The sequence below is a fragment of the Flagellimonas oceanensis genome, from assembly GCF_003992595.1.
GTDB lineage: Bacteria > Bacteroidota > Bacteroidia > Flavobacteriales > Flavobacteriaceae > Flagellimonas > Flagellimonas oceanensis.
In genome coordinates this window covers 100,860-126,409 of the sequence record NZ_RZNA01000018.1, presented here as the reverse complement: position 1 = coordinate 126,409, position 25,550 = coordinate 100,860, and the positions used below count along the sequence as shown (strand labels likewise).

The window sequence follows — 25,550 nt, the reverse complement described above, 5'->3', positions numbered from 1 at the left end:
CAATTACATTTCATCGGTGATTTCACCACAGGTCAACATAGCCTCACCGAAATAGGGGTTTTTGATCTCTTTGGTCGTACTCAACCAATAGGCACCTTTGTTGTTATCGGCCATCGGGCAAAATTGTTCGTATATCTTTTGATCGACCCCAAAAAGCTTGACACCTTTGGATAGATGGGCGGACAGATGTTTAAAATGATCGCGTTGCGCCTTGATATCCGATTTCTTTGAAATGGAATTCGCCGAATTGGAGATTTCCTTCGAGATCGTCATCCAATGGTCGTGCGCCTTTTTGTCCGTCAATTGTTTCATATCCACATGTTCCAAGGCCGACAACACTTTTTTTGCAGCGGCATTGGACTTGGCGGCATTATCATTGACAAGCGCATCCTTTAACTCCAAGTAGGCGCTCAACACCTGTTTCAATTGGTTCTGAAATATCCCTGTCGCCGCTATTCGCTGGTCCATGTCGGAATGGTCCGTTTTACTTTCCTGTTTGACATCGCCCATATCCATATCCGAATGATCGCTACCGCCTGTACCCTTGTCATCCCCCATCTTCATTCCTCCGTGGTTATGTCCCGTCATGGCGGGCCCACCTTCAGGATTCATCATGCTCGGTTTCCCGGCCAATTGGGCCGCCGCGTCGATACTAAAGGTCCCATTTACCGCGATCTCATCCCCTTCTTGCAGACCCTCCTTGACAATGAAACCATTTCCCAACGATGGTCCCAAGGTGACATCGCGCAACACAAAATTCACCCCATTGGACGTGGTATTCTTGATGTATACCACAGAACGTTCCCCGGTCCACATCACTGCCGACTTAGGAATGGTTATCGCTTCTGATGCAATGGGCTGTTTTGCTTTCACGGTTCCGGAAGCGAACATTTCCGGCTTTAACCTTAAACCGGTGTTCCCGATCTCGATTCTGGCCTTGGCAACCCTAGTCATGGGATTGATCACCGGGTCGATATAGGAAATCCTGCCTTTAAAATTTTCGCCCGGGAGGGAGGGTATGGTAAAGACCACTTCGTCGCCTTTCCTTACCCAGGGCATGTCGGACTCATAAATATCGAACAATACCCAAACGCTGTTCAGGTTGGCAATTTGATATAATGCCTTGCCCTTGTTGACATAGTCGCCAAGGTTTACCATTTTTTCGGTAACGTAGCCTGAAACATCGGCATGTATCGGCAATTCCTCCTTAACGGTCCCGGATTGAAGTATCTGTGCGATTTGGTTGTCGGAAAGCTTCCAGTTTTTTAATTTTTCCTTGGCGGCATTAAAAAACTGCGGTTGGGTGTCCGCCACCTTTCTTGCTTCAAAAAGTTCCTCTTGTGCAGTGACCAGGTCAGGGGAATAAATATAGGCGATGATCTGCCCCTGCTTGATGTACTCCCCTGTAAAATTCACCATTAGCCGTTCCACCCTCCCGGGAATATGGGAAGATTGGGAATAGATCGATCGTTCATCCGCTTCCACCGCTCATTTCAAGTATATCGGCAAAATCACAGGGACAAAGCTCACCTTCCTCGTTCAACCAGAAAAGTATCTTTAACCGAGTTTCGTTACCGGCCAGGGCTAGCACTTTGCTGATTTCGACAATTGTCTCTGAGTTTGTTCCCAAGGTTTCGCGACAACGTATTAGCTGCTTTTGGTCGGCCTCGTCGCGTGCTCAACTTAATTCAAGTGCCATAGTATTGTTTTTGAAAAAAATATAATTATTTAAGCAAATACTAAAATAATATTCTCCACCATTGCTCTTCCAAAATTACACTTTACTTAAATACATTCTACCCGATATTAAATCAAAGTAGCTATGTAAAATATTTTATTAAAAATAGGTGCTGAATCCAAAATACCATGTGGCCGTTCTTGAGGCAGGATTGTTGAGAATATCCTGTTGCCACTGGTATCTGTAGTTGATCCTTAGAACGGTCTGTGGTGCGGGCCTAAAGCTTATTGCAGGTGTAATTGCGAATAAATCATCCCCAACATTCGTATTGGTCTGGGCAAACCTGCCAATGTTGTAGTCCACATAATCCGTTCTGAGCGACAGGTTGAGTACGGCATTTTCCCAGTCCAATACTTCGGTCTTTAGTACCGGTTGGACAATATCCACAAAAAAACCAACTTGCCGATCACCAAACTGCTGGGTAAAAGTGTCCGGAACATCGACCCATATGTAGGCCATTTCACCGATAAACCTTGTCCCCGTTTTTTTAATGGCAGTATTTAAATCCAGGGCAAGAACATCTACCCTCCCTGATTGTGTATCAACCTGAAGCCCGTCAACTTCTTTCCTATTGTAGGCCCCACCCATATAAGAAATGCCCAATTCCCCTAATTTTCTATGCTTAATGGCCAACTTTCCATTGAGGAGCGCATTTCCGCTAAAATTCTCCTCGAATCGCGAGGAATTCTCCTTGACCGAAGCCAAAAATGTTCTTTCTCCCTCTTTATCTATAATGCTTGTATCAAAGCCATTGGTGAGGTATGCTTCATAGCCCAAGGTCCAAGCTTCCTTATATGCCTTTCCATATATCCCAAATCCGGCATTGGAGAAAGTGGCGGGCAACAAATTGGTGCTGACATCTGGCCGCTCGACAAACTCCCATTTTGGTCCGTCGTGATTTTGATTAAAGGAACCTATTGGATTCAGTACGATGCCTCCCCTAAGGTTCAACAAGGGGTGCAAAGCAATGTCCATGGAGGCGAATTCAATGGCAATTTCCTCTGTCCCGTTTTCAAATTCCAATTCGGTCAAAAACTTAATGCGCTTTGAAATAGAAGCCGAGACAAAAAGGGTCAATCTTCGGGCCTGAAAAGAAAGCCCCTCGGACAATCCGTCCTCAATACTGTAGATTGAGTTCGCCTCTAGATAACCGCCCAGATTGACTGGAAATTTATCGAAAGTTAGAAAAGGACGGTCATAAACCGCATCCATATTCATCGATTCCTTAATACTGTCCCTGTCGCTAGTTTGCGAGCTAAGGGTTAAAACGTAAATGTTCATTAAAGCAAGGGCTGCATATATTTTACGAACCATGCACATAGATATTTTCATTATCGGCGGTTGTTTCAAATGATTTTAGGTTTTCTTCGGCCGGCCCTTCTAAAACCCTGCCTGAACGGTCGAACTCACTGCCATGACATGGACAGTTGAATATGCCGCCGCCAATGTTGAGTTCACAGCCCCTATGGGTACATTGCATCAAACTGGCCAGATAATTACTGTTTTGTGTTTTGAATATTCCGATGGGGTATCGCATGGAATCGCTCTGGATGACCACAAAATCACGTTCAATCTGCTTTCCCCCTTTCACCTGTTGAAACTCCCCCTTTGAAACTCGTAGCACTCCCCCTTCTTCAACGAAGGATGCATAATACAGGCCTGCGCAACTACCGAGTAAAGCGGAGGAAGCTGGCAGGACTGCTATCAGATATCCAAATTGTTTAATAAAATCTTTTCTATGCACTTATAGGGAATTAATGAATTTTATCAGTTGTGATTTTTCTTTTGGGGTCAGGGACAAATACTGGGCTTTTGAATTATCGGCCTCACCGCCGTGCAATTCAATGGCCTCCTCAATACTCGAAGCCCTTCCATCATGTAACAACAAATCCGAGTAGGGATGAAATTCCTTAAAGGATAACGATTCAATTGGGGAAAATCCTGTGGTCAACGTGGGTGTGTGACAGACAGCACATTGTACCGATTCAAAGAGTTCTTTTCCAGCAATGACATCGGGGTCTGTTTGATTTCTGGGAATTGGTGCTTTTAAGGTTTTAAGGTAGAAAACGACATCGTTCAAGGTTTGGGTACTAATTTCAAGATCCTCTTCAAGTCCACTGAACGGGTCAATGGGGTCATAAAGAGATGTAATCCCTATGTCCTGGTTATATGCGCTGACGCTTTGGTGCAACAAATCATAACTACCCGCTTTCTTTCCAAACCTGAAGATATAATTGTTGCCCTGGGGAACACTATTATTCCGAATCTTGGTGAATTCAGGAGGAATATTGTAGTGAGGTCTTCCACTAATACCGTCTTGATTTGCATCAGAAGGGTCTGCGAGAGCCAAAATATTCGCGTCAGGGACAGCATCCAACAAACCCAATCCCGTTACCGCCGGAGCGACCAAAATGGAAAATGGGAAGCCTTCAGGCACGGTCTCCGGTTCAAAACCCGGTATGGCTTTATTTTGAATTTGGTTCCTGCCATCACCGAAGGATAACATCGAGGGTAAGTTCAAGTCATTGTTACCGAATCTGATTAGTTGATTGAAAGGATGACCCTTGCCATCCCCTGAATGGCAACTTGCACAGCTGGTGCCAACAAACAAGGGGCCAAGACCTTTTTCAACCGTGAAAACATCATCGTTAAAAGCTATATCCCCTGCTAAAAACAGTTGTTGCTCGCTTAAGGACAATCCGTCCAATGGCCCGTCCAACAGCTCAAATTCCATAGGTTCTTCCGGACCCAAATTTTCACAGCCAAATAGAGCGATTAAAGACAGGCCAATAAAGAAATGAATGATTTTAGACATTACTATAATGATATTTATTCCAAATAAAATATATTTTTAGATAAGTCTAAATATAGATGTAAAATTCTTCAATAAAGAAGTGGTTAAACCTTAAAGGGTTTGTTGATTTAATTATGAAAATCCCGTACTGTGGGAAATGTCGGTTGGCCAGAATGAAAATTTATATTTCGATATTTACTATGGGCTTATGCCCACTTCATCCGCTGCAACCGCACCGCATTAAAAATCGCCAATAACGCCACGCCCACATCCGCAAAGACTGCTTCCCACATGGTAGCCAATCCACCTGCGCCCAGAATGAGCACGATAATTTCGCATAGTAAGCTATACCTAATATTTACTAGAGTATCACATAGGTAGAAAAGCTACTTAACTATCAGCAGTGGGGCCTTGGAGGCATACAGCATTTTTTTTCTTAGCCCCTTTTTGAAAAGTGCCTCAAAAAATCCGTGTTCCCTGTAAAGCAAAACCAATAGGTCTATTGGGGTTTCAGTCAAAAATTCATCGATACCCTCTTCGGGTTTGTCTTCCTCGATAACTGTAAAGAACCATTGCTTAGGTACAAGAAGTTTGCCAAATCTTTCACGAATAAATGCTTTCTCCGGCACTCTTTCCTGTTTGTCCGCTATATGTACAAAGTGCAACTGTGCATTATAGTTTTGCAATAATCTGGACAATATTTCAAAATCTATTCTATTATCCATACTATCCGTATCCACTGCGACCCCGATACGCTTATATGCAGTATAGCTGGCATCTTCAGGTACGGCCAGTACTGGACAAGGCGCCTTTTGTGTCACCTTTTCGGTAACGGTTCCAATAAAAATTTCATCAAATCCCGAAGCCGTGCCCTTGGTACCCATAACGACAAGACTGGTATTCATTTCCTTAGCCAGGCCAGAAATCACATCGACCGTTGCCCCGAAACCGACAATTGCTTGAAATTCCAACTTGTCCAGTTCAGGAAAGCCTCTTAGAAACTTATCCAATTTTTCTTTATTGAGTTTTTCTTGTGATGCTGTGGTATCTGTTACATTGTGTGCCATAGTTGCCATCCCGATGGGCGTACCGGATGGATATGCCACTGAATAGGCGTGGACAAAAACCAGTTTTGATTTCAATTTTTGTGCTAGCCCAATTGCGTAGCTCACCGCATTTTCTGAAACCTGTGTGAAATCTACGGGTATTAAAATTCCTTTATCTTTCATATCATTTTGTTTTTATTGATTTGACTTCATTAATCTTTCTTTTTAGGTTTAATTATTCAATTGAAAAGCAGGTAAAAACCATATAGAATGGCATCTAAAAAGGCAATTGTCAGCACCGCAAGGAACATTGCCACAAAAACCAACAAGCAATACCCTTTCTCCTTTCTGGTTCTTACTTTCCTGTTTATTGAATTCCCCTTTTTTTCCTCTAGTCTCCGCTTTCTTCTTTCCCGTGACATATTATACTGTGCTTTACTAAAATCAACGCACCAATGCTATCCCCTAAGGTCATAAAACCATTCTTCTGCACGTTTGATTCCCTCCGTAATGGCCTTCTCACGAGAATACCCATTCTCCTTTACCAATTCTTGTGCAATTTTGAGGGCCTTCTTCCGAACTGACGGCTGTAGGCCATCAAGTTTTGTTTTGAAATCTTCAAATGTCCAGTCCATATTGTATACTTTTTTTAGAGCTTTCGCCCTTCCATCTCTGCTTTTACAATGCCGCGTTCAAGGGCTTCCTCCTTGGAGCATTGGTTTGTCGTATAGTATTCTTTAGCATACTTTACGGCCAATTTGTGGATGTTTTCATCCAGCATATTGAGCCTCATCGAGCAATCTTTAAAAAGTTCGTCTTTCATCTATCAAAAAAGTTTTAACACGTAAAAAACCATGACCAGTAAATAAACTATATATGCCGCATCAAATACAAAAATCTGCCAACGAGAGAAACCGTGCAGTTCCTTGCTTTGATGCACAAATAGTGTGTAAAGCAGTGGCATAAGCCCGACAAAGGCCAGGTTGACCCAGAACAGTTCAAAGTCCTCAATGGGGGTGGTTACCAAAGCCAGCGGAAAAAATGCCACCGTCATCGTTACGGCATTGTCTGCAATAACACTGGTGGTGCCCGCTGTCACCTCGCCCCCTTTTACCACGCTCCAGGTCTTGAATATTTCCGGTGCCGTGGTCATTATGCCCGTGATGAAAAGGCCTCCCACGATTTCAGAAATATTTAGGGCAGAAACAATATTTTCGGTCGCCTTCACTATGAAAAAAGCGCCAACTGCTATCGCAAAGGCCCCGGCAATCGATAACCAGACCTGTTTTTTGTTCCATTCTACTTTTTTGCCCTTTTCCTTGCCTTTTATGATTGCGTGGGTCAAGAACGCAGCATAGGCCGCCAGCATAATCCACCCGTCCACAGGTTGCAGGCCACGCCAGGGCTTTGGCAGAGTTAAAATGGCCACAAGGGCGATAATGCCCAGATAAGGAAGGGACAGTACGGAAACCGAACGTTTGTTCAACGCCAGAATGTTTTTATCAAGATGTTCTTGATGTTCCTTGTTGTTCTTGAATTGTTTCCTGGAAGCAAAATAAGCTATGGTCACCATCAAGGGAATGGAAATAATATTGGAACCCAATAAGTTGCCCAGGCCAATATCGGAAACGTCCCGTGCCGCACTGGTTATATTGATGGCAACTTCAGGACTGGCCGTTACAAGGGCAAGAAAAGCGGCTCCAGCGGATGCGGTAAGCCCCCATTGCTTGCGGAGCAACTTTAAAGGAGTCAACAATCGATCCGCACCCCAGTGTGCTGCCCAGGCCGCTAGGCCCAAAACGAGTACCCATGGCCATATGTTCATAATTCTGTCATTTTAACATTTCTCTCTTTGCTAGGTTCGATATGGATGTGCACGTCAAGTATCTCGGAATATGACCTGAACAATCTCTCCTTTACTTTGTGTGCAATATCATGGCCCTCGGTCACAGTTAATTCCCCATCGATCCAAATATGCATATCGATATGAAAGGCCGTTCCCATCTTTCGGGAATGGCAGCGCTCTACCCTTACCACTTCAGGAACGGCTTCGGCCAGTCGGATAACCTCATTTCGAAATTCGGGCTCCACAGCTTCGTCCAGCAACTCCCTTACCGATGACCTAGCTATTTTATAGGCATTGAACAGAATAATGCCCGCTGCAATGAGTGCCGCGAAATCATCCGCTATCTCAAACCCTTCGCCACCGATCAATGCTATGGAAATCCCTATAAAAGCGGCTATCGACGTAATGGCATCACTCCTATGGTGAAATGCATCGGCCTTGACGGCCGAACTATTGATTTCATCACCTGTTTTCATGACATAGCGATACAACGCCTCTTTCGTGAGGACAACAAATACCAGTATGAAGAGTGTGAAGGGTGCAGGAGTTTTGTGGGGTACCAGAATATGGTCGATGCTGTCCCTTATGATTATACCACCTGCAATGGTTAGGGCTATGGCAATACCCACCGCCACCAGGGCCTCTATCTTACCGTGTCCGTAGGGATGGTTTTCATCCGGTGGCCTTGACGACCATCTCAACCCGGCCCATAATAGTGCGGATGTCAGCACATCCGCCCCGGATTCGATCGCATCGGCAATAAGGGCATAAGAATGCCCGAACACCCCGCCCAAACCTTTGATCAATGCCAATAATGCACTGATCAAAATACCTACGAGGGTAGTTTTGAGTCCTATTCGGGATATGGCATTTGGATTCCTTTCCAAAATCTTTCTTTTGCTATTTCTTTTCTTCCCAATACGTTATTTGGACAATTTTAAAATTCTAATGGCCCCACGCATCACAAAGGCAAATACAATACCGCCTATGACCAAATCGGGCCATTTACTGTCTAAAAAATAAACCAGCACCCCTGCCAGTATTACCCCGCCGTTCACAATAATGTCGTTTGAGGTAAAGATGGCACTTGCCTGCATATGCGCTTCCTTGCTTTTGGCCTTGTTTATCAACCATAGGGAAACGAGGTTGCCGATAAGGGCGAAAATGGAAACGATAATCATCCATTGGAACAAAGGGGTTTCGCTACTACTCAAAAACCTTCTCACGACTTCCGAAAATCCCAGCAGGGCCAACGCCATCTGAAAATAGCCACTGAATTTCGCCACTTTCTTTTTTCTGGAAATAGCGCCGCCTACGGCAAAAAGGCTCAATGCATATACAATGGAATCGGCCAGCATATCCAGTGAATCGGCAATTAGACCCATCGAGGAAGAAATCCAACCCGTAGTCATTTCGATAACAAAAAAACCAAAATTGATGTACAAGACCCACCAGAGTATCTTCTTTTGTTTGGTCTCATCTTCAGTATTAGGTGCTTCCGCCTTTTCTGTTCCCAAAAGTTTTTCCCCCAACTTTAATGCACCCAATTCCACGTTTATTTCTTGGGCATTCCCTTGATGGTACACATCTAATTTCCTATTCGGAATGTCAAAGTCCAGATATTTGATTTGAGGATTTGACTCCAGTTTCATCCGTATCATCTGTTCTTCTGAAGGGCAATCCATTTGACTTACCTTAAAAGTGCTTTTGTTTATAGTGGACATTTAAATAATCTGTATTAAATTCTACGTTTGGTCTTTTAAATCTTTACTTACTATGGGATTCCATATATTTTTCCAAAATCGATTTTAAGCTCTCCAAATAATCAGCGAACGATTTAATGGTCGGTTTTGCTTCATCATCTACGGGAATCGTTATGGGGTTCTCATCCAAATACCGATAGAGTTCGGGATATTCGTGTTCAATCCTTAGGGTCAATTCGTTGATTTCTTGGGTTAGTTTTTGAATTTTCTTCATCTTCGTTTTTTTTATAATTTTATATATGCAACGCCCTGTCTTCGGTAGCAGCCAAGCAGGCTTCCTTAAAGGTTTCTGAAAATGTGGGGTGTCCGTGGGACATTCTGGCAATATCCTCTGCCGCTGCCCTGAATTCCATCGCCACGACAGCTTCCGTATAACTATCGGCTATGCGCGGACCTATCATATGAACGCCCAAAATTTCATCGGTTTCCTTGTCTGCAATCACTTTTATAAAGCCATCGGTGTCCATACTTATCTTGGCCCGTGCATTGGCCTTAAAGGGAAACGTGCCCGTTTTTATAGCCCTTCCTGCTTCTTTAAGTTCCTCTTCGGTAAGTCCCACGCCGGCTACTTCGGGCTGTGTATAGACAATGTTTGGTATGAGGGAATAATTGATGTGCGGCTTTTGTCCCGCAATGCGTTCGGCCACAAAAACACCTTCTTCACTGGCCTTATGGGCGAGCATCGCACCTCGGACTACATCTCCAATGGCATAGACCCCTTTTACATTGGTTTCCAGGTTATCGTCTACTTTTATTTGTCCTTTTTCGTTGGTTTCCACTCCCACGTTTGCAAGGCCCAAGCCTGATGTAAAAGGTTTTCTCCCAATGGCCATCAGGCAATAGTCGCCTTCCAACTGCATTTCCTTGTCGTCTTTCCTGTTCTGTGCCGTAAGGGTTACTTTATCATCTGCTGCCACAGCTTTTGTGACCTTGTGTTCCAGATAGAACTCGATATCTTGTTTTCTTAGGGACCTGTACAATTGATGCCCTACGGATTTGTCCATTGTATAAATAAGCCCATCAAAATACTCTACGATGGAAACCTTTGAACCTAACCTGGCGAAAACCGAACCTATCTCGACCCCAATGACACCACCTCCAACGACCATCAAGTGTTTGGGGATTTCTTTAAGGGCAAGCGCTTCCGTAGAGGAAATAATCCTTTTTTTATCTATTTCTATGTTGGGCAAGGATGCAGGTTTTGACCCGGTGGCGATGACCATTTTATCGGTTTCTATGGTTTGTGTTTTGTCCTCGCCCTTAATTTCAATGGTGTTTTTGTCCTTGATGTTTCCGTGGCCTTCATAAACGGTAACCTTGTTCTTTTTCATCAGGTAGGCTACCCCGTTGATGATTTCCCCCACGACGTCTTGAACCCTTTGGTTCATTTTTACAATATCTACATTCGCCTCCTTGACATCAATGCCGAAATCCTCGAATTGGTGTTTGAGCTTGTGGTAATGTTCCGATGCTTCCAGCCAGGCTTTTGAAGGGATACAACCCACGTTAAGGCAAGTGCCGCCAAGGGTACTGTACCTTTCGATTATGGCCACTTTAAAGCCCAGTTGTGCAGCACGTATGGCACACATGTAGCCACCTGGACCGGAACCAATAATTGTTATATCATATTTTTCCATAATTGTATTTTTTTGGTTAAATAAGGTGGAAGAACCTTGAACTTGCCTCTTGGGCGCAAGGGTTCAAAGTTCTGGAACTCCCACCTGTTATTTTTCCTTACATTTCACGCATATCCCTTTTAATACCAAGTTGACATCGTTTATTTTATAATCACTTGGTAAACTTTCTTCCGGTATTTTATTTGGCAAACAGATTGTTTTCTTACATTCGGTACAATGAAAATGCAGATGTAAATCCGAACCATATTTACCTTTAACGTTTTCATCAGAAATTGCAAATTTTGCCACTCCGGTTCCATCATTAATCTGATGAATAAGTCCCTTCTCCTCAAAAATCTTAAGGTTGCGATAAAAGGTCGTTCTGTTTGCTGTCTTATTGGTTTCGCTCTTTTCGGCAAAGACCTTTTTTAAATCGGAAAAGGACACGGCACTTTGCTTCCTTCTCAGATACCTGTATATCTTGGACCTCATTTGAGTAGGGCGAATACCGTGACTTGACAATATTTTTTCCGTTTTGTTCATTTTTTAATCTTGATTCAAAGGCAATCTCCTTTATTGGATTTATTTTTTATAGGCGAGCAAACGCAATGCATTGACCACCACTACCAACGTAGAGCCTTCGTGAACCGCCACGGCTATGCCGATACTTGCCCAGCTCATTATGGTCGCAGGAATTAAAAGGGCAACAACCCCCAAGCTAACCCATAAGTTTTGCTTGATTATCGCCTTCGCTTTTCTGCTCAAACCGATGGCAAAAGGCAAGGTTTCCAGTTTGTCTGCCATTAGTGCTATATCTGCGGTCTCTAAAGCCACGTCGCTTCCCGCCGCACCCATTGCAATACCAACGGTACTGTTTGCCATAGCAGGGGCATCATTGACCCCATCACCTATCATTGCCAGTTTATTTTCCTGTTCCGCAAGTTTTTTGATGGCCTCCACTTTTTCTTCGGGAAGCAGACTTCCGCGAGCTTCGGTCAAACCGATTTCCTCGGCTACAGCGTCGGCTACTTTCTGGTTGTCGCCGGTAAGCATTATCATTTTCTTGATGCCTATTTCCTTTAGTTGGGCAAGGGTTTCCTTGGCTTTTTCCCGTGGCGTGTCCATTAGCCCCAGCATCCCTATAAATTCATTGCCCCTTTTTATTAGCATCGTGGTCTTTCCTTCCCCTTCAAGCGCTCTTACCTTTTCTGATACATCGCTGGGAACACCTTTATCAATATCCTCAAAAAGCTCAAGGTTGCCTATGTAAATGGAATTCCCTTGATAGTTTGCCTTTATGCCCTTGCCCTGTACGGCTTCCAAATCATCGGCATCGGGAATTTTGGTGTCCTTCCCAAGCCGCTCCATCCCATCCCTTACAACAGCCTTTGCCAGGGGATGGTCACTCAGTTCCTCAACCGCAATCGCGATTTCCAACAGTTCCTTTTTATCTATACTGCCAAAACTTTCGACGTCGGTAAGCTTTGGTTTTCCTTCGGTAAGTGTTCCCGTTTTGTCAAAAGCGAGAGCGGTAAGTACCCCTAAGTCTTCCAAGGGGCGACCGCCTTTTATCAAAACCCCGCCTCGTGCTGCTCTTGCCACACCACTCAATACAGCAGATGGCGTAGAAATGGCCAGGGCACAAGGACTGGCTGCCACAAGTACCGCCAGGGAACGGTACAGGCTTTCATTCCACGTTTCATCGATGACCAAAAAAGCAAAATTTAATACTATGACCAATAAGATTACCGATGGCACGTAGTACCGCTCAAACTTGTCTGTCAATAATTGTGTGGGCGATTTTTGGTCCTGGGCCTCTTGAACCATAGTGACCAAGCGGTTGAGGGTAGAATCTTTTGCCTCTTTAATCACCTTTATTTCGAGGGTATTGTTGCCATTGATAGTTCCTGAAAATACACGGTTCTCGTCGGGAATATCGCTTTTTGCTGTATATTCCTTATCGGGATTTTCTATTGGTGTTTTGTCCACTGGAACGCTTTCCCCGGTAATGGGTGACTGGTCTATACTACTATTGCCCTTTACAATAACACCATCAGCAGATATTTTACTGTTGGGGCGTACCACGATAGTATCACCTATCTGTAACTCTTCTATACCGACTTCAACGGTATCGTCATCCTTCTTTAATAGTGCGGTTTTAGGCGCAAGGTCTGTTAACGCTGCAATGGATTTCTTGGCCTTGCCCATTGCATAGTTTTCCAGTGCGTGACCCAAACTAAACAGGAACAGCAACAAGGCACCTTCTGCCCATTCGCCCAAATAGGCGGCTCCTGCAGCTGCGACCAGCATCAGGAAATCGATTTCAAATCCGCCCTTGGAAATCTTGACGATGGCCTCCTTCAAGGTAAAATAGCCACCGAAAAAGTAGGCCGCAATATAGAGCCAAAAAGGAATGTTTTCTGAAACCCCGGTAAATTTCTCCAATAGGAAACCCGTAATTAGTGTGACCCCGCTTAAAATAGCAAAATAGAGTTCGGTGTTTTTGCCGAAGATGCCGCCGTGGTCGTGGTTGTGGCCATCGTCTTTGCTGTGTTTTTCCTTGTCTTTCATATTATTAATGGTTTTGTTATCGTTAATTAAGATTTAATCCAGTTTTGGGCTTGTAATTTGTTAAAGGTTAACATTTTTGCTATTTCCAATTCATTTTTTGCAAACGTATTGCATTGAGAATGGCAACGAACGAAACACCTACATCGGCAAACACAGCCTCCCACATCGTAGCCAAACCGATGGCACCCAAAATGAGAAAAATCCCTTTTACCCCAAAAGTAAGACCAATATTTTGCCATACGATACGGCGTGTTGAGCGTCCAATTTGGATTCCTCGGGCCATCCTGCTCGGCTGGTCGGTCTGGATGATAACGTCTGCGGTCTCTATGGCCACATCGCTGCCCAAACCACCCATTGCAATACCCACATCACTGGCTGCGAGCACGGGTGCATCGTTGATGCCGTCGCCCATAAATGCTACCGTGGATTCAGGTTGTTCCTTGAGCTTTTCGACCTCGTTGAGCTTATCTTCGGGTAGCAAGCCGCCTTTGGCCCAATCAATATTCAGTTCCTTGGCAACTTGTTGGGTTATGGAATCCTTGTCTCCAGAGAGCATTATGATTTTAGCTATTCCGGCCACCCGAATCTGTTGAATGGTGTGATGCGCGTCTTCCTTAAGTTCATCGGCAATGGTCACATAGCCTGCGAATTTTCCATCGATGGCGACCATCACTATAGATTCGACTATCACATCGGTTTCAGGTGGAACATCAACACTATTGGAAGTCATCAATGCTTTGTTGCCGACCAAGACCTGCTTATGGTTGACTGTGCCCTTTAATCCCTTACCGGCAACTTCAGAAACTTCGGATGCCTTAAAATCAGTACCGTCCGCTTTGTATTCCAGAATTGCCTTTGCAATGGGGTGGGTAGATTGTTCTTCCATCGCCATCAGGTATTTCATAAATTCCACTTCCGCAAAAGCGGATGTATTTATCACTTCCTTAATCTTAAAGACCCCTTTGGTAACGGTTCCGGTTTTGTCCATCACCACAGTATTCACTTTGGTCATTGCATCGAGAAAGGATGCACCTTTGAACAGGATTCCGTTGCGCGATGCCGCACCCAGACCGCCGAAATAGCCCAGTGGAATGGAAATGACCAAGGCACAAGGGCAGGAAATCACCAAGAAAATTAAAGCTCGGTATAGCCAATCCCTAAACACATATTCATCGACAAAAAAGTATGGTAACAAAGTGAGTCCGATAGCAAGGAAAACCACGATGGGCGTATAAATCCGTGCAAACTTCCTAATAAATAATTCGGTCTTTGATTTCCGGGCCGTGGCATTCTGTACCATCTCCAGAATACGGGCGATGGAACTGTCCTTGAATTTCTTGGTGGTTTCTACTTCGATGACACCGTCGAGATTGATGCTTCCCGCAAAGACTTTTTCGTTCTGTGTTATGGTGTCGGGTTTGCTTTCGCCAGTAATGGCAGCTGTATTGAGCGATGCTTTGTTTGATAGCAGTTTGCCATCCAATGGGATTTTTTCGCCCACCCGTACCTGTATCTTCTCGCCAATATTGACCGTTTCGGGATTGACGGAAACGAAGTCCCCATTACGATAGACCAATGCCTCGTCCGGTCGTGCATCCAGAAGTGCCCTAATGTTTCCTTTGGCACGGTTTACGGCAGCATTTTGGAACAGTTCGCCCACGGCATAGAACAACATCACGGCAACGCCCTCTGGATATTCGCCTATGGCAAATGCTCCCAAGGTTGCGATGGACATCAGGAAAAATTCTGTAAAGAAATCGCCATTTTTAATACTTTCCCATCCCTCCTTGATGACGGGAAAGCCAACAGGGATGTAAGCCACCGTGTACCACACAATCCTGACCCATCCCTTAAAGAAAGGAAAGGCATCGAAATAGTCAATGGCAATACCAACTATGAGCATCACAAAGCTGAAAATTGCCGGTAAATAGGTTTTGAGCTTTTTTTCGGTTGCTGAAATTACAGTGGACTGTTTCCCTTTTAGCTCCCGTAGCTGTAGTTTTTTCTTTTTCATCCTTTTGTTGAGACCCAGGTCATTGCCTGCTCTTTATTTTTACTATCAAAAAATTTAACTTCAGACTTTATGAAAAAATCAGTTGCCTTCGCGGCCCATTCCTGCCATTTTTTATTGCCCACAAAGGCCATCTTGCCATAATCTCCCAAATGAGCCGAATCAATCTTTAGGTCTTCCCAAAAGCCTTTAAGGGTATAGCCTTTTAAATCTTCCATTTCAAAATAGAAATCCACTTTATGCCCTTTTTCTATGATGTTGTGGATAAGCGGATGCATCTTTTCCATATCCTTTTCCGTAAGTTTCCCGCTGATTTTAGCGGCAATAAGATGTTCTTGTTCTAAGTTTATTATCTGTAACATATTTGTATATCTTTATATTAATCTATTTAAAATATTAGTGCGTTGTATGTGCAAATATCCATTGGCCTACACTTACTTTTCTTAATTATAAAGCGCCTTCTCTTTTCCTAAGTGCAAGATGGCTTCGGGCAAATCGAGTTCGCGCGTTCCGTTGCCCGTTCTAATATAAAACCGTGACCTCCCGTCTTGACTTAGATAGACTGGTGTTTTGGCCGGGTCTATTTCTATGTAGCACACGTCATTTTCTCCATATCTGTAAAAAGATACATTTACAGCCGTACATAAATGGGTTCCCAATTTTAAAGATATCAACTGCATCAGGTATTGCTCAAAACCATCTGTACCCGGTTTTTTCAAGGTGTCAAAATCCTGGTTTAGACCGAGGATGTTGCCGTTATCGTCTACTCCTATAAGCAAATTACCACCGTTGGTGTTCATAAAACCCGCTATGGTCTTGATAATTACAAATTCCAACTGTTTATTCACTTTGGATTGACGTAAATCCCATCGCAGACTTGATTTGAACTCCACCAAATCATTCTCGCCTTTTTTAATGAGTTCCAGCAGGGTTTGCCCATCGATCCGTTTCCTGTTCAGTTGAAAAATCTTTTTTCTGAAAAAGACCATCAAGGCAAGGCTGCTTCCCAATATTCCGAACAACAGGTTTTTAAGGACTTGGTCAACATCGGTAAAACCCCATACGGTTTCAAAAGCCTCGCCAAGATAGCTTGGCCAGTGACCGGAATCGCCCGACCGGTCAAAGAGAAAAAGGGATAGGCCCAAGGGTTGCAGTATAAAGACCCCAAAGGCAAAGCCTGCCAAAAGCCATATCCCTATTTTTCTTCTTTGCATAGATAACGGTGTTATGGTCGTTCGGTCAAAAGCAAAACACTGTTATTTTTTGTCCTTTAACAGGAACGTCTTGCGTTTCTCAAACTCCTCTTCGTCGATTTCGCCGCGGGCGTACCGCTCCCTCAGGGCTTCCATTGCCCTGTCCTTTCTGTTTTTCTGTCCCGGTGTGGGGTAGGGAATCAGGAATATCCAGAAGATGAGGATTATCCATAACCCCCACCATATCCAGTGCATTCCCCCAAAATACCAATCGTCCATCATAATTTTCTAGATTTAAAGATTCATGTTTCAGTTACTATTGCTATTGCTTGTTTGTTCGAGCCAGTTGTTGGCCATGTTTCCATCTTCAGGTCCGAAATATTTTATGTGGGCTTCACTAAACGGCAATAGCGATTCGGTAAACCGTTCTTGCCATGTTTTTTCGCCCACCAAGGCTATTTTCTTAAGCCGTGCTTCTTCGGGAAAGGAAATATCCAACCTCTCACCGCTGCTTTTCTTCACTCCTTTTTTGCGAGGCTCCATTTCCATATACCAAGCGGGCAGTTCATTGCTTTTCAAATGTTCATTCAGGGCCTTGACTAAGGTCGCCCCATCATCGGCATCCAGCTCTTGATCTGCGATGGTATATAAGATTTGGTCTTTTTTATAGATTGCTATCATCGTCGTATTCTTTTGATATTATTGTCCTTAAAGGTTACTCCAAATTGCCATTGCATTTATTGCATACTCCCGTTACGACCAGATTGATATCCTCTGCCATATATCCTTGGGGCAGGTTTACCTGCGGGATTTTACGGTCGGTCAAACAAACGGTCTCGTTGCACCGGGTGCAATGAAAATGCAGGTGCAGGTCGTTGCCCACCTCACATTCACAGTCTTCCTCACAGAGCGCATATTTCATAATGCCCGTACCGTCCTCTATTTGATGTACGATGCCTTTTTCCTCAAATGTTTTCATCGTCCGGAAAAGGGTACTCCTTTCCGACTTCTCGAAGAAACTCTCCAATTCGCCCAAACTGATGGCCACCTCGTTTTCCAGTAACTTTTTATAGGTCAACAGACGCATCGGGGTGGGTCGTATTCCCTTGCTCTCCAATTTTTTGACGATTTTTTCCATGTGCGATGGGTCAGAGGTCGTACCGTTTTAAGGATTCCCCCGTTTTGATCTGGAAGGCATCCTCAATATCCGATAAATAGATGATACCGTCCCCTGGGTCGGGCGTTTTACCGTTTTCCGTAATAATATCGATTGCCGATTGTGCTTCTTCATTTTGACATACCAGCTCCACTTTTACCACCGGACTATCGGTTACGTGAAAATCCAATGAGGGCTTCGCGCCTTTTGCTTTGAATGCTCCAGTACCCTCCGCCTGTGAAAGCGTCATACTTTTAAAACCTTTATCGCTAAGGGCTTCGATGACCCTTTGTATCCTGTTCGGTTTAACAAATGCTTTTATTTCTTTCATTTTTAAAATGTTTAAATTTTTAATCGATTTTGAACCGAGCCTGTTCTTTAATTTTTAACTAACTAAATTAAGTCGATAAACAAACTCGGAATCAAAATCCTTGATTTTTAGAGAATTAATGTCCGTGCTCCAATTCGCCTTTCACCATTTCTGAAGAAAGAGTATAGGCCCCATTTGTTACTATTTTGATATTTTCGGGTGTTCCTGCAGGCAGGTTAACTTCAACAAACCCCAGATCGTTGACCCCCGTGCTCACGGGGATGCGTTTATATTTCATTTTATTTTCAACAGGTTCTTCATCCTCATCCATGATGAAGATATAAGACTGTTCACCTTCCTGGACAATAGCTTCCTCGGGAACAGCAAAGCCTGATTTTTCTCCTTGTACAATTCTTCCCTCCACATACATTCCGGGCAAAAGGTCCTTGTCTTTATTCTCGATATCTGCCAATACCTCTATGGCCTTCGGATCGCTCTCAAACGTCTGCCCTATGGAACGCACGGTGGCCTTTAACAATTCATTAGGTTTTGAGGCTGTTGAAAAATAAATCTGTTGTCCCTCCTTGACCTGCTTGATGTCCTTTTCATATACTTTGAAATTGACATAGATTTTCGAATTATCGCTTATCGAGAACATTTTGGATTGTGGGGCCACATAATCGCCCAGGCTTACCATTACTTCGCCCACATAGCCACTAATGGGCGTAATAATGGGGATGGCAGAATAGATCTCCCCTTCGGCCACTTTGGAAGGGTCCAGTCCCAACAAGCGTAGTTTGGACTTTAGGCCGTTTACACTGGAAGTGGTGGAACGAAATTTGGATTGCGCCATTTGGAATTCCTTGCCAGAGGAAACCCCTTTGTCATAGAGGGTCTTTTTGCGCTCAAAATCCTGCTTTAAAAATACCAGTTCGTCATTCTTTTCCTGGTATTCCTGTTGCATGGCGATGATATCCGGGTGTTCTATATAGGCCAACACCTGTCCCTTGCGCACAATGTTGCCCGGTACTACCTTGATCGAGCTAACATTTCCACCAATAAAGGGACTAATGTTTGCCCTGTCCTGTGGGAAGAGTTCGAGTGTTCCTGTTACCTTAATGTTGTTCCCTAAATTACGTTCCTCCAGAGGTTTCGTTTCCAGACCGATGGTTTCGGCCTGTTGTTTTGTAAGTTCAACAACACCTTCTTCCCCTTCTTCCCCTTCGTGGCCACCTTCTTCTTCGTCGTGACCCTCTTCTCCGTGCGCATCTTCTCCAGGTGCTTCGGTTTTTGATACGCCTTCCGTTTCGTTATGCCCAAGCTCGGATTTTGGGGCATCGTTACAGCTCAGAAACATAAGTGTCAATAATACGGTACTAACTAATAGTATATTCTTCATTTTTCTTTCTTTTTAAGATTATAGATTGCCCAATTGATATTGTATCTCAATGGCCTGTTGGTTATATTGGTTGATGAAATCCAAATGGTTTATTTTGATGTTGATGGCACTGTTGAGGATGGTGATATAGCTAATGTAGTCTATCTCACCTTCCTTGTTTGCCAGTTCGGCAGTGGTCAACTGTTCCTCTGCCAGTGGCAGTGCCGCTTCTTCATAGTACCTCAACGACTTCAACGTTTTGTCCTGGGCTTTGTACAGTTGGGAGACCAGGCTCTCGGTGGTCGCCTTTTGTGTCAAATACTGGTTTTCGGCCACCATGGCATCTGCCTTGGCCGCCCTTACCCTATTTTTTTGCGGAAGGAACCACAAAGGGATGCTGATGCCCGCCTGATAGGCATTGAACCCCGTAACATCATTATACTTGAGATTGTCATAGCTCAGGCTGAACTTTGGCAGGAACTGGGATTTTTCGACCTTTACGTTCGCTTTGCCCACTGCAGCGTTCTGAAGGTCGAATTGCAGCAACGGGTTATTGCTTATATCCAAAGTGTCCACAACCGATATTGGGTTTATGATCCCATAAGGCCCATCCATCGTATCAATGGAACCATCGATTCCCAGATATTGCTTCAATGCCCTTTTGGCAATCTCGATATCATCATAGGACTGTTGCTTTAACACCTGTATTTGTTGGTACTCCGAGGTAGCCGAAATATAGGCGAGTTTTCCGGTCTCACCGCTATCGTACCTTAATTTGGCCGCGCTTTCAAAATCGGCATAAATGCTGTCCAGCCGCTCGGCAAGCTTCAGGCGGGCCTTATTGTAGGCAATCTCATAATAGGCCTGCATCACATCCCGTACCAGCTGCTGCTCACTAAGGTCATAGAATTTCTCGCCCAGCTTGGTGCGTTCCTTATAGAACCTGGATTTTGAAAACCCGGAGAGCAGGTCAATGTTGCCCTGTTGTACCCCGAAGGTACGCAGATTTCCCTGATTCAGGCCTTGGTCTTCCCTGCCGGCATATAGAAACGTGCTGCCCAGGTCAAAACTGGTGCCCTTCAAGGCCTGTTCCCTGTCTATGAACGCTTGTCCTTCCTTTAGGGTGGGATAATTTTCCCTTGCCATTACTATAGCTTCATCTAAAGTCAAGGTTTGAGCGATGGGATTGTTTTGGGCCGATAGGTTACCAGATGATAAAAATCCTCCAACCAACAATAAAACTGGAATGATGGCTTGGCTTTTTTTGATATAACCCGTATCGTCACCATTATTTCTACGCTCCTTACGGGATTCCAACCAACTATAAAGTACCGGGACTACCACCAATGTTAAAAAGGTTGCCGTAATCAAGCCACCAATAACAACGGTTGCCAATGGTCGCTGCACTTCTGCACCACCGGAAGTAGAAATCGCCATTGGGATAAAGCCCATAATGGCCGCCGTTGCCGTAAGCAATATAGGGCGCAAGCGCTCGTGGGTTGCCTCGTAGATCCTGTCTTTTAAATTTGTCATACCACTTTCTTTTAAATCATTGAATTTGTTTATCAGTACCAGTCCGTTCAATACTGCAACACCAAAAAGCACGATAAATCCGACTCCTGCGGAAATACTGAATGGCATTCCCCGTATCCAAAGGGCAAACACGCCACCAATGGCTGCCAGGGGTACTGCCATATAAATCATTACCGACTGTGAGAACGAGCTCAAAGCAAAGTAGAGCAATATGAAAATTAGGAACAGTGCAATAGGCACTACGATCATTAATCGGTCGGTCGCCCTTTGAAGGTTCTCAAAAGAACCGCCATAGGTTATATAATACCCCGGGGGCAGTTTCAACTGGGCATCGAGCTTTTGCTGAACCTCCTCGACCATGGACTTGACATCCCTGCCCCGAACGTTTACCCCCACATAGATTCGCCGGTAGGTATTGTCCCTGGAAATCTGCATGGGCCCGGGTTTATAGCTGATGTCCGCCAATTCCTTTAGGGGCACTTGGTTACCACTGGGCAGGTCTATATACAGATTTTTAAGGTTGTTGATATCCTTTCGATAGTCCTCGGCCAGACGGATGACCACGTCAAAGCGCTTTTCGCCCTCGAATATGACACTTGCCGATTCCCCTGCGAAGGCGGCACTCACATAATCGTTGAGCTTGTCAATGGTAACCCCGTATTGCGCCATCTTTGCCCGGTTATAGACAACGGTCATCTGTGGCAGGCCACTGGTCGCTTCCGCCCGTACATCACCAGCGCCATCTACGGTTTGTATGATTGCCGCCATTTCCTGTGCCTTTTCGGCCAGAACATCCAGGTCCTCACCATAGATCTTGATGGCAACATCTTCCCGGACACCCGTCAACAGTTCATTGAAACGGAGCTCTACGGGTTGGGTAAACACGAAGTTCACCCCCGGGATAACCGAAATCTTTTCCTTTATTTTTTCTATGAGTTCTTCCTTGCTCTCCGCACTGGTCCATTTGCTCTTATCCTTTTCAAGGATGATGTAACTATCGGCAATGTCCATGGGCATGGGGTCGGTAGGGATTTCGGCCACCCCGATCCTCGAGATCATGGTCTTCACTTCGGGAAATTCATTTATCAAGTTCTGAAGTTTTTTTGAAGCTTCAATGGATTCGGTAAGGCTACTGCCCGGTTTTATCAGGGCCTGCATGGCAATATCGCCTTCATCCAGCTTTGGGATAAATTCACCACCCATAGTGCTGAATATAAATCCTGCGATTGCCAGTAAAGCAACTGCCCCTAAAACAATACCAGCCTTAAAACGCAATGCAAACGACAGCAATGGCTTATAGGCTTTGTTCAACCCTGCCATGATTTTATCACTGAACCTATCGATACTATTTTCAAATTTGGCAAACCAATGGTCCTGGTTTTTTGCAGGTTTCAGGAACAAGGCCGAAACCATAGGTACGTAGGTAAGGCATAGGATAATCGCCCCAAGTACGGCAAAACCAAAGGTAAATGCCATGGGACGGAACATTTTTCCTTCAACTCCGGTAAGGAAAAGGATTGGTGTAAATACGATAAGAATGATAAGCTGACCGAAAAAGGCAGAGTTCATCATCGTACTTCCCGATTCGTATGCCATTTCGTCCATTTCGGCCTGACCTATCGCTGCTTTTGATTTTTTCATCCGTTGATGGATATGCAATACCATACCTTCCACGATAATGACCGCACCATCCACGATAATCCCAAAATCGATGGCACCAAGGGACATTAAATTTGCCCATACGCCGAACTGTTTCATCAGGATAAATGCGAAGAGTAATGATAACGGGATTACCGAAGCGGTAATCAATCCGCCACGTAAACTCCCCAAGAGCAGTACAAGCACAAAGATCACAATCAATGAACCTTCAATCAAGTTCTTCTCTACCGTACTTGTGGTCCTGGCTATAAGTTCGGCACGGCTTAAGAACGGTTCAATATAAACGCCCTCGGGAAGCGATTTTTGTATCTCGTCAATTCGTTTTTCTACATTATTGATCACATTACTTGGGCTTTCTCCCTTTAACATCAAAATCTGACCTCCCACGGATTCGTGGCCATCTTGGGTAAACGCCCCATAACGTACCTGATTCCCATAGCCCACTTTCTGAGCGATATCACGTACCAGAACAGGTGTTCCATTTTGGGTAGTAACCACCGTATTTTCCAAATCTTCAAGGCTACTGGCCAAACCTTCGCCACGGATAAAGTTGGCCTGATGGTTTTTTTCAATATAGGCACCGCCTGTATTGGCATTGTTCACCTTAAGGGCTTCAAAAACCTGCCCCATGGTAATGCCAAAACTTTTTAGTTTGTCAGGGTTTATGGCCACTTCGTACTGCTTCACATAGCCCCCAAAAGCATTGACCTCGACCACACCGGGCACTAATGCCATTTGGCGTTTAACAATCCAATCCTGAATGGTACGAAGTTCCATTGCATCGTATTTATCTTCGTATCCTTCTTTTACCTTTAAGGTGTATTGGAATATTTCGCCCAGACCCGTAGTAATGGGTGCCATAAAAGGCGTACCAAAACCTTCGGGAATTTCCCCGGCGACTTCGGTCAATTTTTCTTGCACCAATTGCCGGGGAAGATAGGTGCCTGCTTCGTCCTTAAAAACAATGGTAACCACGGACAGCCCAAAACGAGATACCGAACGCAGCTCGATAACGTCAGGAAGGTTGGCCATTGCCAATTCTACAGGATAGGTAACAAATTGTTCAATATCCTCAGTACCTAAATTTGGGGCTACTGTAATAACCTGTACTTGGTTGTTGGTAATATCGGGGACAGAACCCAGATTTATAGTGGCCATAGACCAAATGCCCGTACCTACCAGTGCCACTATGAAGAGCCCAATAATAAACTTGTTATTAATGGAAAATGAAATGATTTTGTTAATCATAGTAAAAGTATTAATTCAGTTTAAACATCGCAATGCAATGAGATACAATGCGTTTATAATGTGATGCTTATTTTGAAAAGCATCACGTAAGGATATAGCTATCCTTAAAAAAACTGAATTATACTTTAGGTGGTTGGAAAAGCGATTCCAAATATCTGGAAGTGAAGTTTACTTTATATAAGTTAAACTGTTCTTTCCCTTCAAACTTTAATAGATTAATTAAAGCCGAATTGTTGTTCGCAATAATTAATACTAAAGGGTGGCAACATTGCTGATGGGAATGGATTGGTGTTTTCTGCTTACCAGAGTCATTATGGTGCCTTTCAGCTTTTGCTACGTTACCAAAGTAATCTTCAACTACATATTCAAGGAAAGAGTCACCATAAACTTTATGGTCTTGGTAATGGATTAGGATGCTTGAAATTTCTTTAATGGGTCCACAAAAGTCCATATCAATACTAATTCCCTGAAAAAAGAATAATAGCGACATTGATATGGAAAAAAGTGTTTTCATAAATTTCAACAAAGGTAAGAATTAATCGATGCACAGGTTGTGCAAAAACTTGAAAGCAGGGATAAAAGGTTTCATGAAGCACTAAAAACTAGTTATTCTGCAGATCCATAAATCTTTTGAGGGCGAAATAGGCTTTCCATAGGATAGGTCATATATATATATTATATCGTAAGATATCAGACATAAAATTGAGTGCCAAGAAATATATTTATAATATGATTGCCAAAAATTTCAAATTGCAAATATAACAATGATTACGTGCGACTGGGTTACAAAAGAACTTCAAAAATAGGGTAAGGTTTCAAATAGTCACTAAAATTAATAAACTGAAAAGGCTGAACAATAAGACAATAAGATTTCTAATAATATTAAAATTCTCCGTGCTTCCATCTCTCACTTTATCCATCAATGGACTACAAATCGTGTGCCTTACAAAAGTTATTACAGATTTGTTTATTTTCCCTTTGTTCTTTTTTGATGTTATTTTAAACAGAACTAGGTTTAATTCAATTCCCGCCTCGCCTTCTGATGCCCCTTCAAGGGTTATTGTTCCACTTGTAAAAGGAGGTAGACAGTCGTCCAAGTCCTTTTCGCTTGGGTAAACCGCCCTACGGATATCCTCTACAAGCAAACGTAATGGTTCGCTATTTTTCCTGAGTTCGCGAAGTCTTTCTTCTTCTGTAAACCGTCCATATTGAGCTGAAATTGGTACTGAAAAAAAGCAAAAAATGAGAAATAAGAGTGGAACGTGGCTTTCATATTCGGTAATTTTTAAATATTCAAAAAATTAGGGAAGCCAATTTTAGGGTAAGAAATACACACACCTCATTTTGAGTGGCTTTTAAAATGGGGGAGTTTTCCAATTTAGAAAATTTATTTGAGACCCCATTACAGGAAATCCACATAAAAACTGTGGTTTTCCCCTGTGTATATTTGCAAATGAATGCCCCGCATTACTTCAATCTCTTTGAAATTTTGATTATCATTGGTGAGAATAAAGTAATCACTCATTAGAATTACCTCTCGAAATCGAACTAATATCGAACTAATAAAAATATAATTAAATACAGTTAAATCAATATCAGTTATTTAATATAAAATAGACGATATACAGAACGTATTCCACAGCATGAAGGAATAAACAATCTTCTTCCCTGATATAGAAAAGGCTTGC

26 protein-coding genes are annotated in these 25,550 nt (G+C 43.6%); all 26 read right to left on the bottom strand.

Annotation, left to right across the window (positions count from 1 at the left end; all coding sequences use genetic code 11):
• Positions 1-3: 3 nt before the first annotated feature.
• A complete protein-coding gene (locus EO132_RS05895) occupies positions 4-1,485 on the bottom strand; it encodes an efflux RND transporter periplasmic adaptor subunit (protein ID WP_127137020.1) in 1,482 nt (493 codons plus the stop codon).
• The gene (locus EO132_RS05890) at positions 1,472-1,630 is read right to left on the bottom strand and encodes an ArsR/SmtB family transcription factor (protein WP_203583825.1); all 159 of its coding nucleotides are present in this window, start codon (positions 1,628-1,630) and stop codon (positions 1,472-1,474) included. Before EO132_RS05890 ends, EO132_RS05895 begins: the two co-directional genes overlap by 14 nt.
• A gap of 207 nt (positions 1,631-1,837) precedes the next feature.
• Positions 1,838-3,052 (bottom strand): hypothetical protein, encoded by a 1,215-nt coding sequence (locus EO132_RS05885; protein WP_225604827.1) that lies wholly within the window; start codon positions 3,050-3,052, stop codon positions 1,838-1,840.
• On the bottom strand, positions 3,042-3,482 hold the full coding sequence (locus tag EO132_RS05880) for a QcrA and Rieske domain-containing protein (protein ID WP_036383492.1): 441 nt from the start codon (positions 3,480-3,482) through the stop codon (positions 3,042-3,044). The genes EO132_RS05885 and EO132_RS05880 overlap by 11 nt, the downstream gene beginning before the upstream one ends.
• Positions 3,483-4,553 (bottom strand): di-heme oxidoredictase family protein, encoded by a 1,071-nt coding sequence (locus EO132_RS05875; protein WP_051947306.1) that lies wholly within the window; start codon positions 4,551-4,553, stop codon positions 3,483-3,485.
• 365 nt (positions 4,554-4,918) lie between these two features.
• On the bottom strand, positions 4,919-5,761 hold the full coding sequence (locus EO132_RS05870; RefSeq protein WP_036383490.1) for a universal stress protein: 843 nt from the start codon (positions 5,759-5,761) through the stop codon (positions 4,919-4,921).
• Between the two features lie 275 nt (positions 5,762-6,036).
• Positions 6,037-6,213 carry a hypothetical protein gene (locus EO132_RS19180; RefSeq protein WP_162987829.1) on the bottom strand — a complete coding sequence of 59 codons (177 nt, stop codon included), beginning with the start codon at positions 6,211-6,213 and terminating at the stop codon, positions 6,037-6,039.
• Positions 6,214-6,227: 14 nt separating this feature from the next.
• Entirely contained in the window at positions 6,228-6,401 is a 174-nt protein-coding gene (locus tag EO132_RS19175; RefSeq protein ID WP_164732281.1) for a hypothetical protein, read from the bottom strand.
• Positions 6,402-6,404: 3 nt separating this feature from the next.
• A complete protein-coding gene (locus EO132_RS05865; protein WP_036383486.1) occupies positions 6,405-7,403 on the bottom strand; it encodes a sodium:calcium antiporter in 999 nt (332 codons plus the stop codon).
• The gene (locus tag EO132_RS05860) at positions 7,400-8,311 is read right to left on the bottom strand and encodes a cation diffusion facilitator family transporter (RefSeq protein WP_081894367.1); all 912 of its coding nucleotides are present in this window, start codon (positions 8,309-8,311) and stop codon (positions 7,400-7,402) included. The genes EO132_RS05865 and EO132_RS05860 overlap by 4 nt, the downstream gene beginning before the upstream one ends.
• A gap of 36 nt (positions 8,312-8,347) precedes the next feature.
• On the bottom strand, positions 8,348-9,148 hold the full coding sequence (locus tag EO132_RS05855; RefSeq protein WP_036383482.1) for a cation efflux transmembrane domain-containing protein: 801 nt from the start codon (positions 9,146-9,148) through the stop codon (positions 8,348-8,350).
• Between the two features lie 43 nt (positions 9,149-9,191).
• Positions 9,192-9,401 carry a hypothetical protein gene (locus EO132_RS05850; protein ID WP_036383480.1) on the bottom strand — a complete coding sequence of 70 codons (210 nt, stop codon included), beginning with the start codon at positions 9,399-9,401 and terminating at the stop codon, positions 9,192-9,194.
• Between the two features lie 19 nt (positions 9,402-9,420).
• Positions 9,421-10,824 (bottom strand): dihydrolipoyl dehydrogenase, encoded by a 1,404-nt coding sequence (lpdA, locus tag EO132_RS05845; RefSeq protein ID WP_036383477.1) that lies wholly within the window; start codon positions 10,822-10,824, stop codon positions 9,421-9,423.
• An 87-nt stretch (positions 10,825-10,911) separates the two neighbouring features.
• A complete protein-coding gene (locus tag EO132_RS05840) occupies positions 10,912-11,346 on the bottom strand; it encodes a Fur family transcriptional regulator (protein WP_036383475.1) in 435 nt (144 codons plus the stop codon).
• Between the two features lie 39 nt (positions 11,347-11,385).
• Positions 11,386-13,374 carry a heavy metal translocating P-type ATPase gene (locus tag EO132_RS05835; RefSeq protein ID WP_051947305.1) on the bottom strand — a complete coding sequence of 663 codons (1,989 nt, stop codon included), beginning with the start codon at positions 13,372-13,374 and terminating at the stop codon, positions 11,386-11,388.
• Between the two features lie 79 nt (positions 13,375-13,453).
• The gene (locus EO132_RS05830; protein WP_036383473.1) at positions 13,454-15,388 is read right to left on the bottom strand and encodes a heavy metal translocating P-type ATPase; all 1,935 of its coding nucleotides are present in this window, start codon (positions 15,386-15,388) and stop codon (positions 13,454-13,456) included.
• Positions 15,385-15,747: a SpoIIAA family protein gene (locus EO132_RS05825; protein ID WP_036383471.1), complete on the bottom strand. Its 363-nt coding sequence runs from the start codon at positions 15,745-15,747 to the stop codon at positions 15,385-15,387. The genes EO132_RS05830 and EO132_RS05825 overlap by 4 nt, the downstream gene beginning before the upstream one ends.
• A gap of 81 nt (positions 15,748-15,828) precedes the next feature.
• Positions 15,829-16,599, bottom strand: a complete 771-nt coding sequence (locus tag EO132_RS05820) for an AlbA family DNA-binding domain-containing protein (protein ID WP_127137019.1) — start codon at positions 16,597-16,599, stop codon at positions 15,829-15,831.
• Between the two features lie 42 nt (positions 16,600-16,641).
• Positions 16,642-16,860: an SHOCT domain-containing protein gene (locus EO132_RS05815; protein ID WP_036383466.1), complete on the bottom strand. Its 219-nt coding sequence runs from the start codon at positions 16,858-16,860 to the stop codon at positions 16,642-16,644.
• Between the two features lie 27 nt (positions 16,861-16,887).
• Positions 16,888-17,259, bottom strand: a complete 372-nt coding sequence (locus tag EO132_RS05810) for a SpoIIAA family protein (protein ID WP_036383464.1) — start codon at positions 17,257-17,259, stop codon at positions 16,888-16,890.
• 34 nt (positions 17,260-17,293) lie between these two features.
• Complete coding sequence (locus EO132_RS05805; RefSeq protein ID WP_036383462.1) at positions 17,294-17,716, bottom strand: Fur family transcriptional regulator; 423 nt, start codon at positions 17,714-17,716, stop codon at positions 17,294-17,296.
• A 10-nt stretch (positions 17,717-17,726) separates the two neighbouring features.
• Positions 17,727-18,065 (bottom strand): P-II family nitrogen regulator, encoded by a 339-nt coding sequence (locus EO132_RS05800; RefSeq protein ID WP_036383461.1) that lies wholly within the window; start codon positions 18,063-18,065, stop codon positions 17,727-17,729.
• A 115-nt stretch (positions 18,066-18,180) separates the two neighbouring features.
• Positions 18,181-19,443, bottom strand: a complete 1,263-nt coding sequence (locus EO132_RS05795) for an efflux RND transporter periplasmic adaptor subunit (RefSeq protein ID WP_036383460.1) — start codon at positions 19,441-19,443, stop codon at positions 18,181-18,183.
• A gap of 18 nt (positions 19,444-19,461) precedes the next feature.
• Complete coding sequence (locus EO132_RS05790) at positions 19,462-23,862, bottom strand: CusA/CzcA family heavy metal efflux RND transporter (RefSeq protein ID WP_036383459.1); 4,401 nt, start codon at positions 23,860-23,862, stop codon at positions 19,462-19,464.
• A 118-nt stretch (positions 23,863-23,980) separates the two neighbouring features.
• Positions 23,981-24,376: a hypothetical protein gene (locus EO132_RS05785; RefSeq protein WP_225604828.1), complete on the bottom strand. Its 396-nt coding sequence runs from the start codon at positions 24,374-24,376 to the stop codon at positions 23,981-23,983.
• A 301-nt stretch (positions 24,377-24,677) separates the two neighbouring features.
• Positions 24,678-25,007, bottom strand: a complete 330-nt coding sequence (locus EO132_RS05780) for a hypothetical protein (RefSeq protein WP_036383457.1) — start codon at positions 25,005-25,007, stop codon at positions 24,678-24,680.
• Positions 25,008-25,550 lie beyond the last annotated feature (543 nt).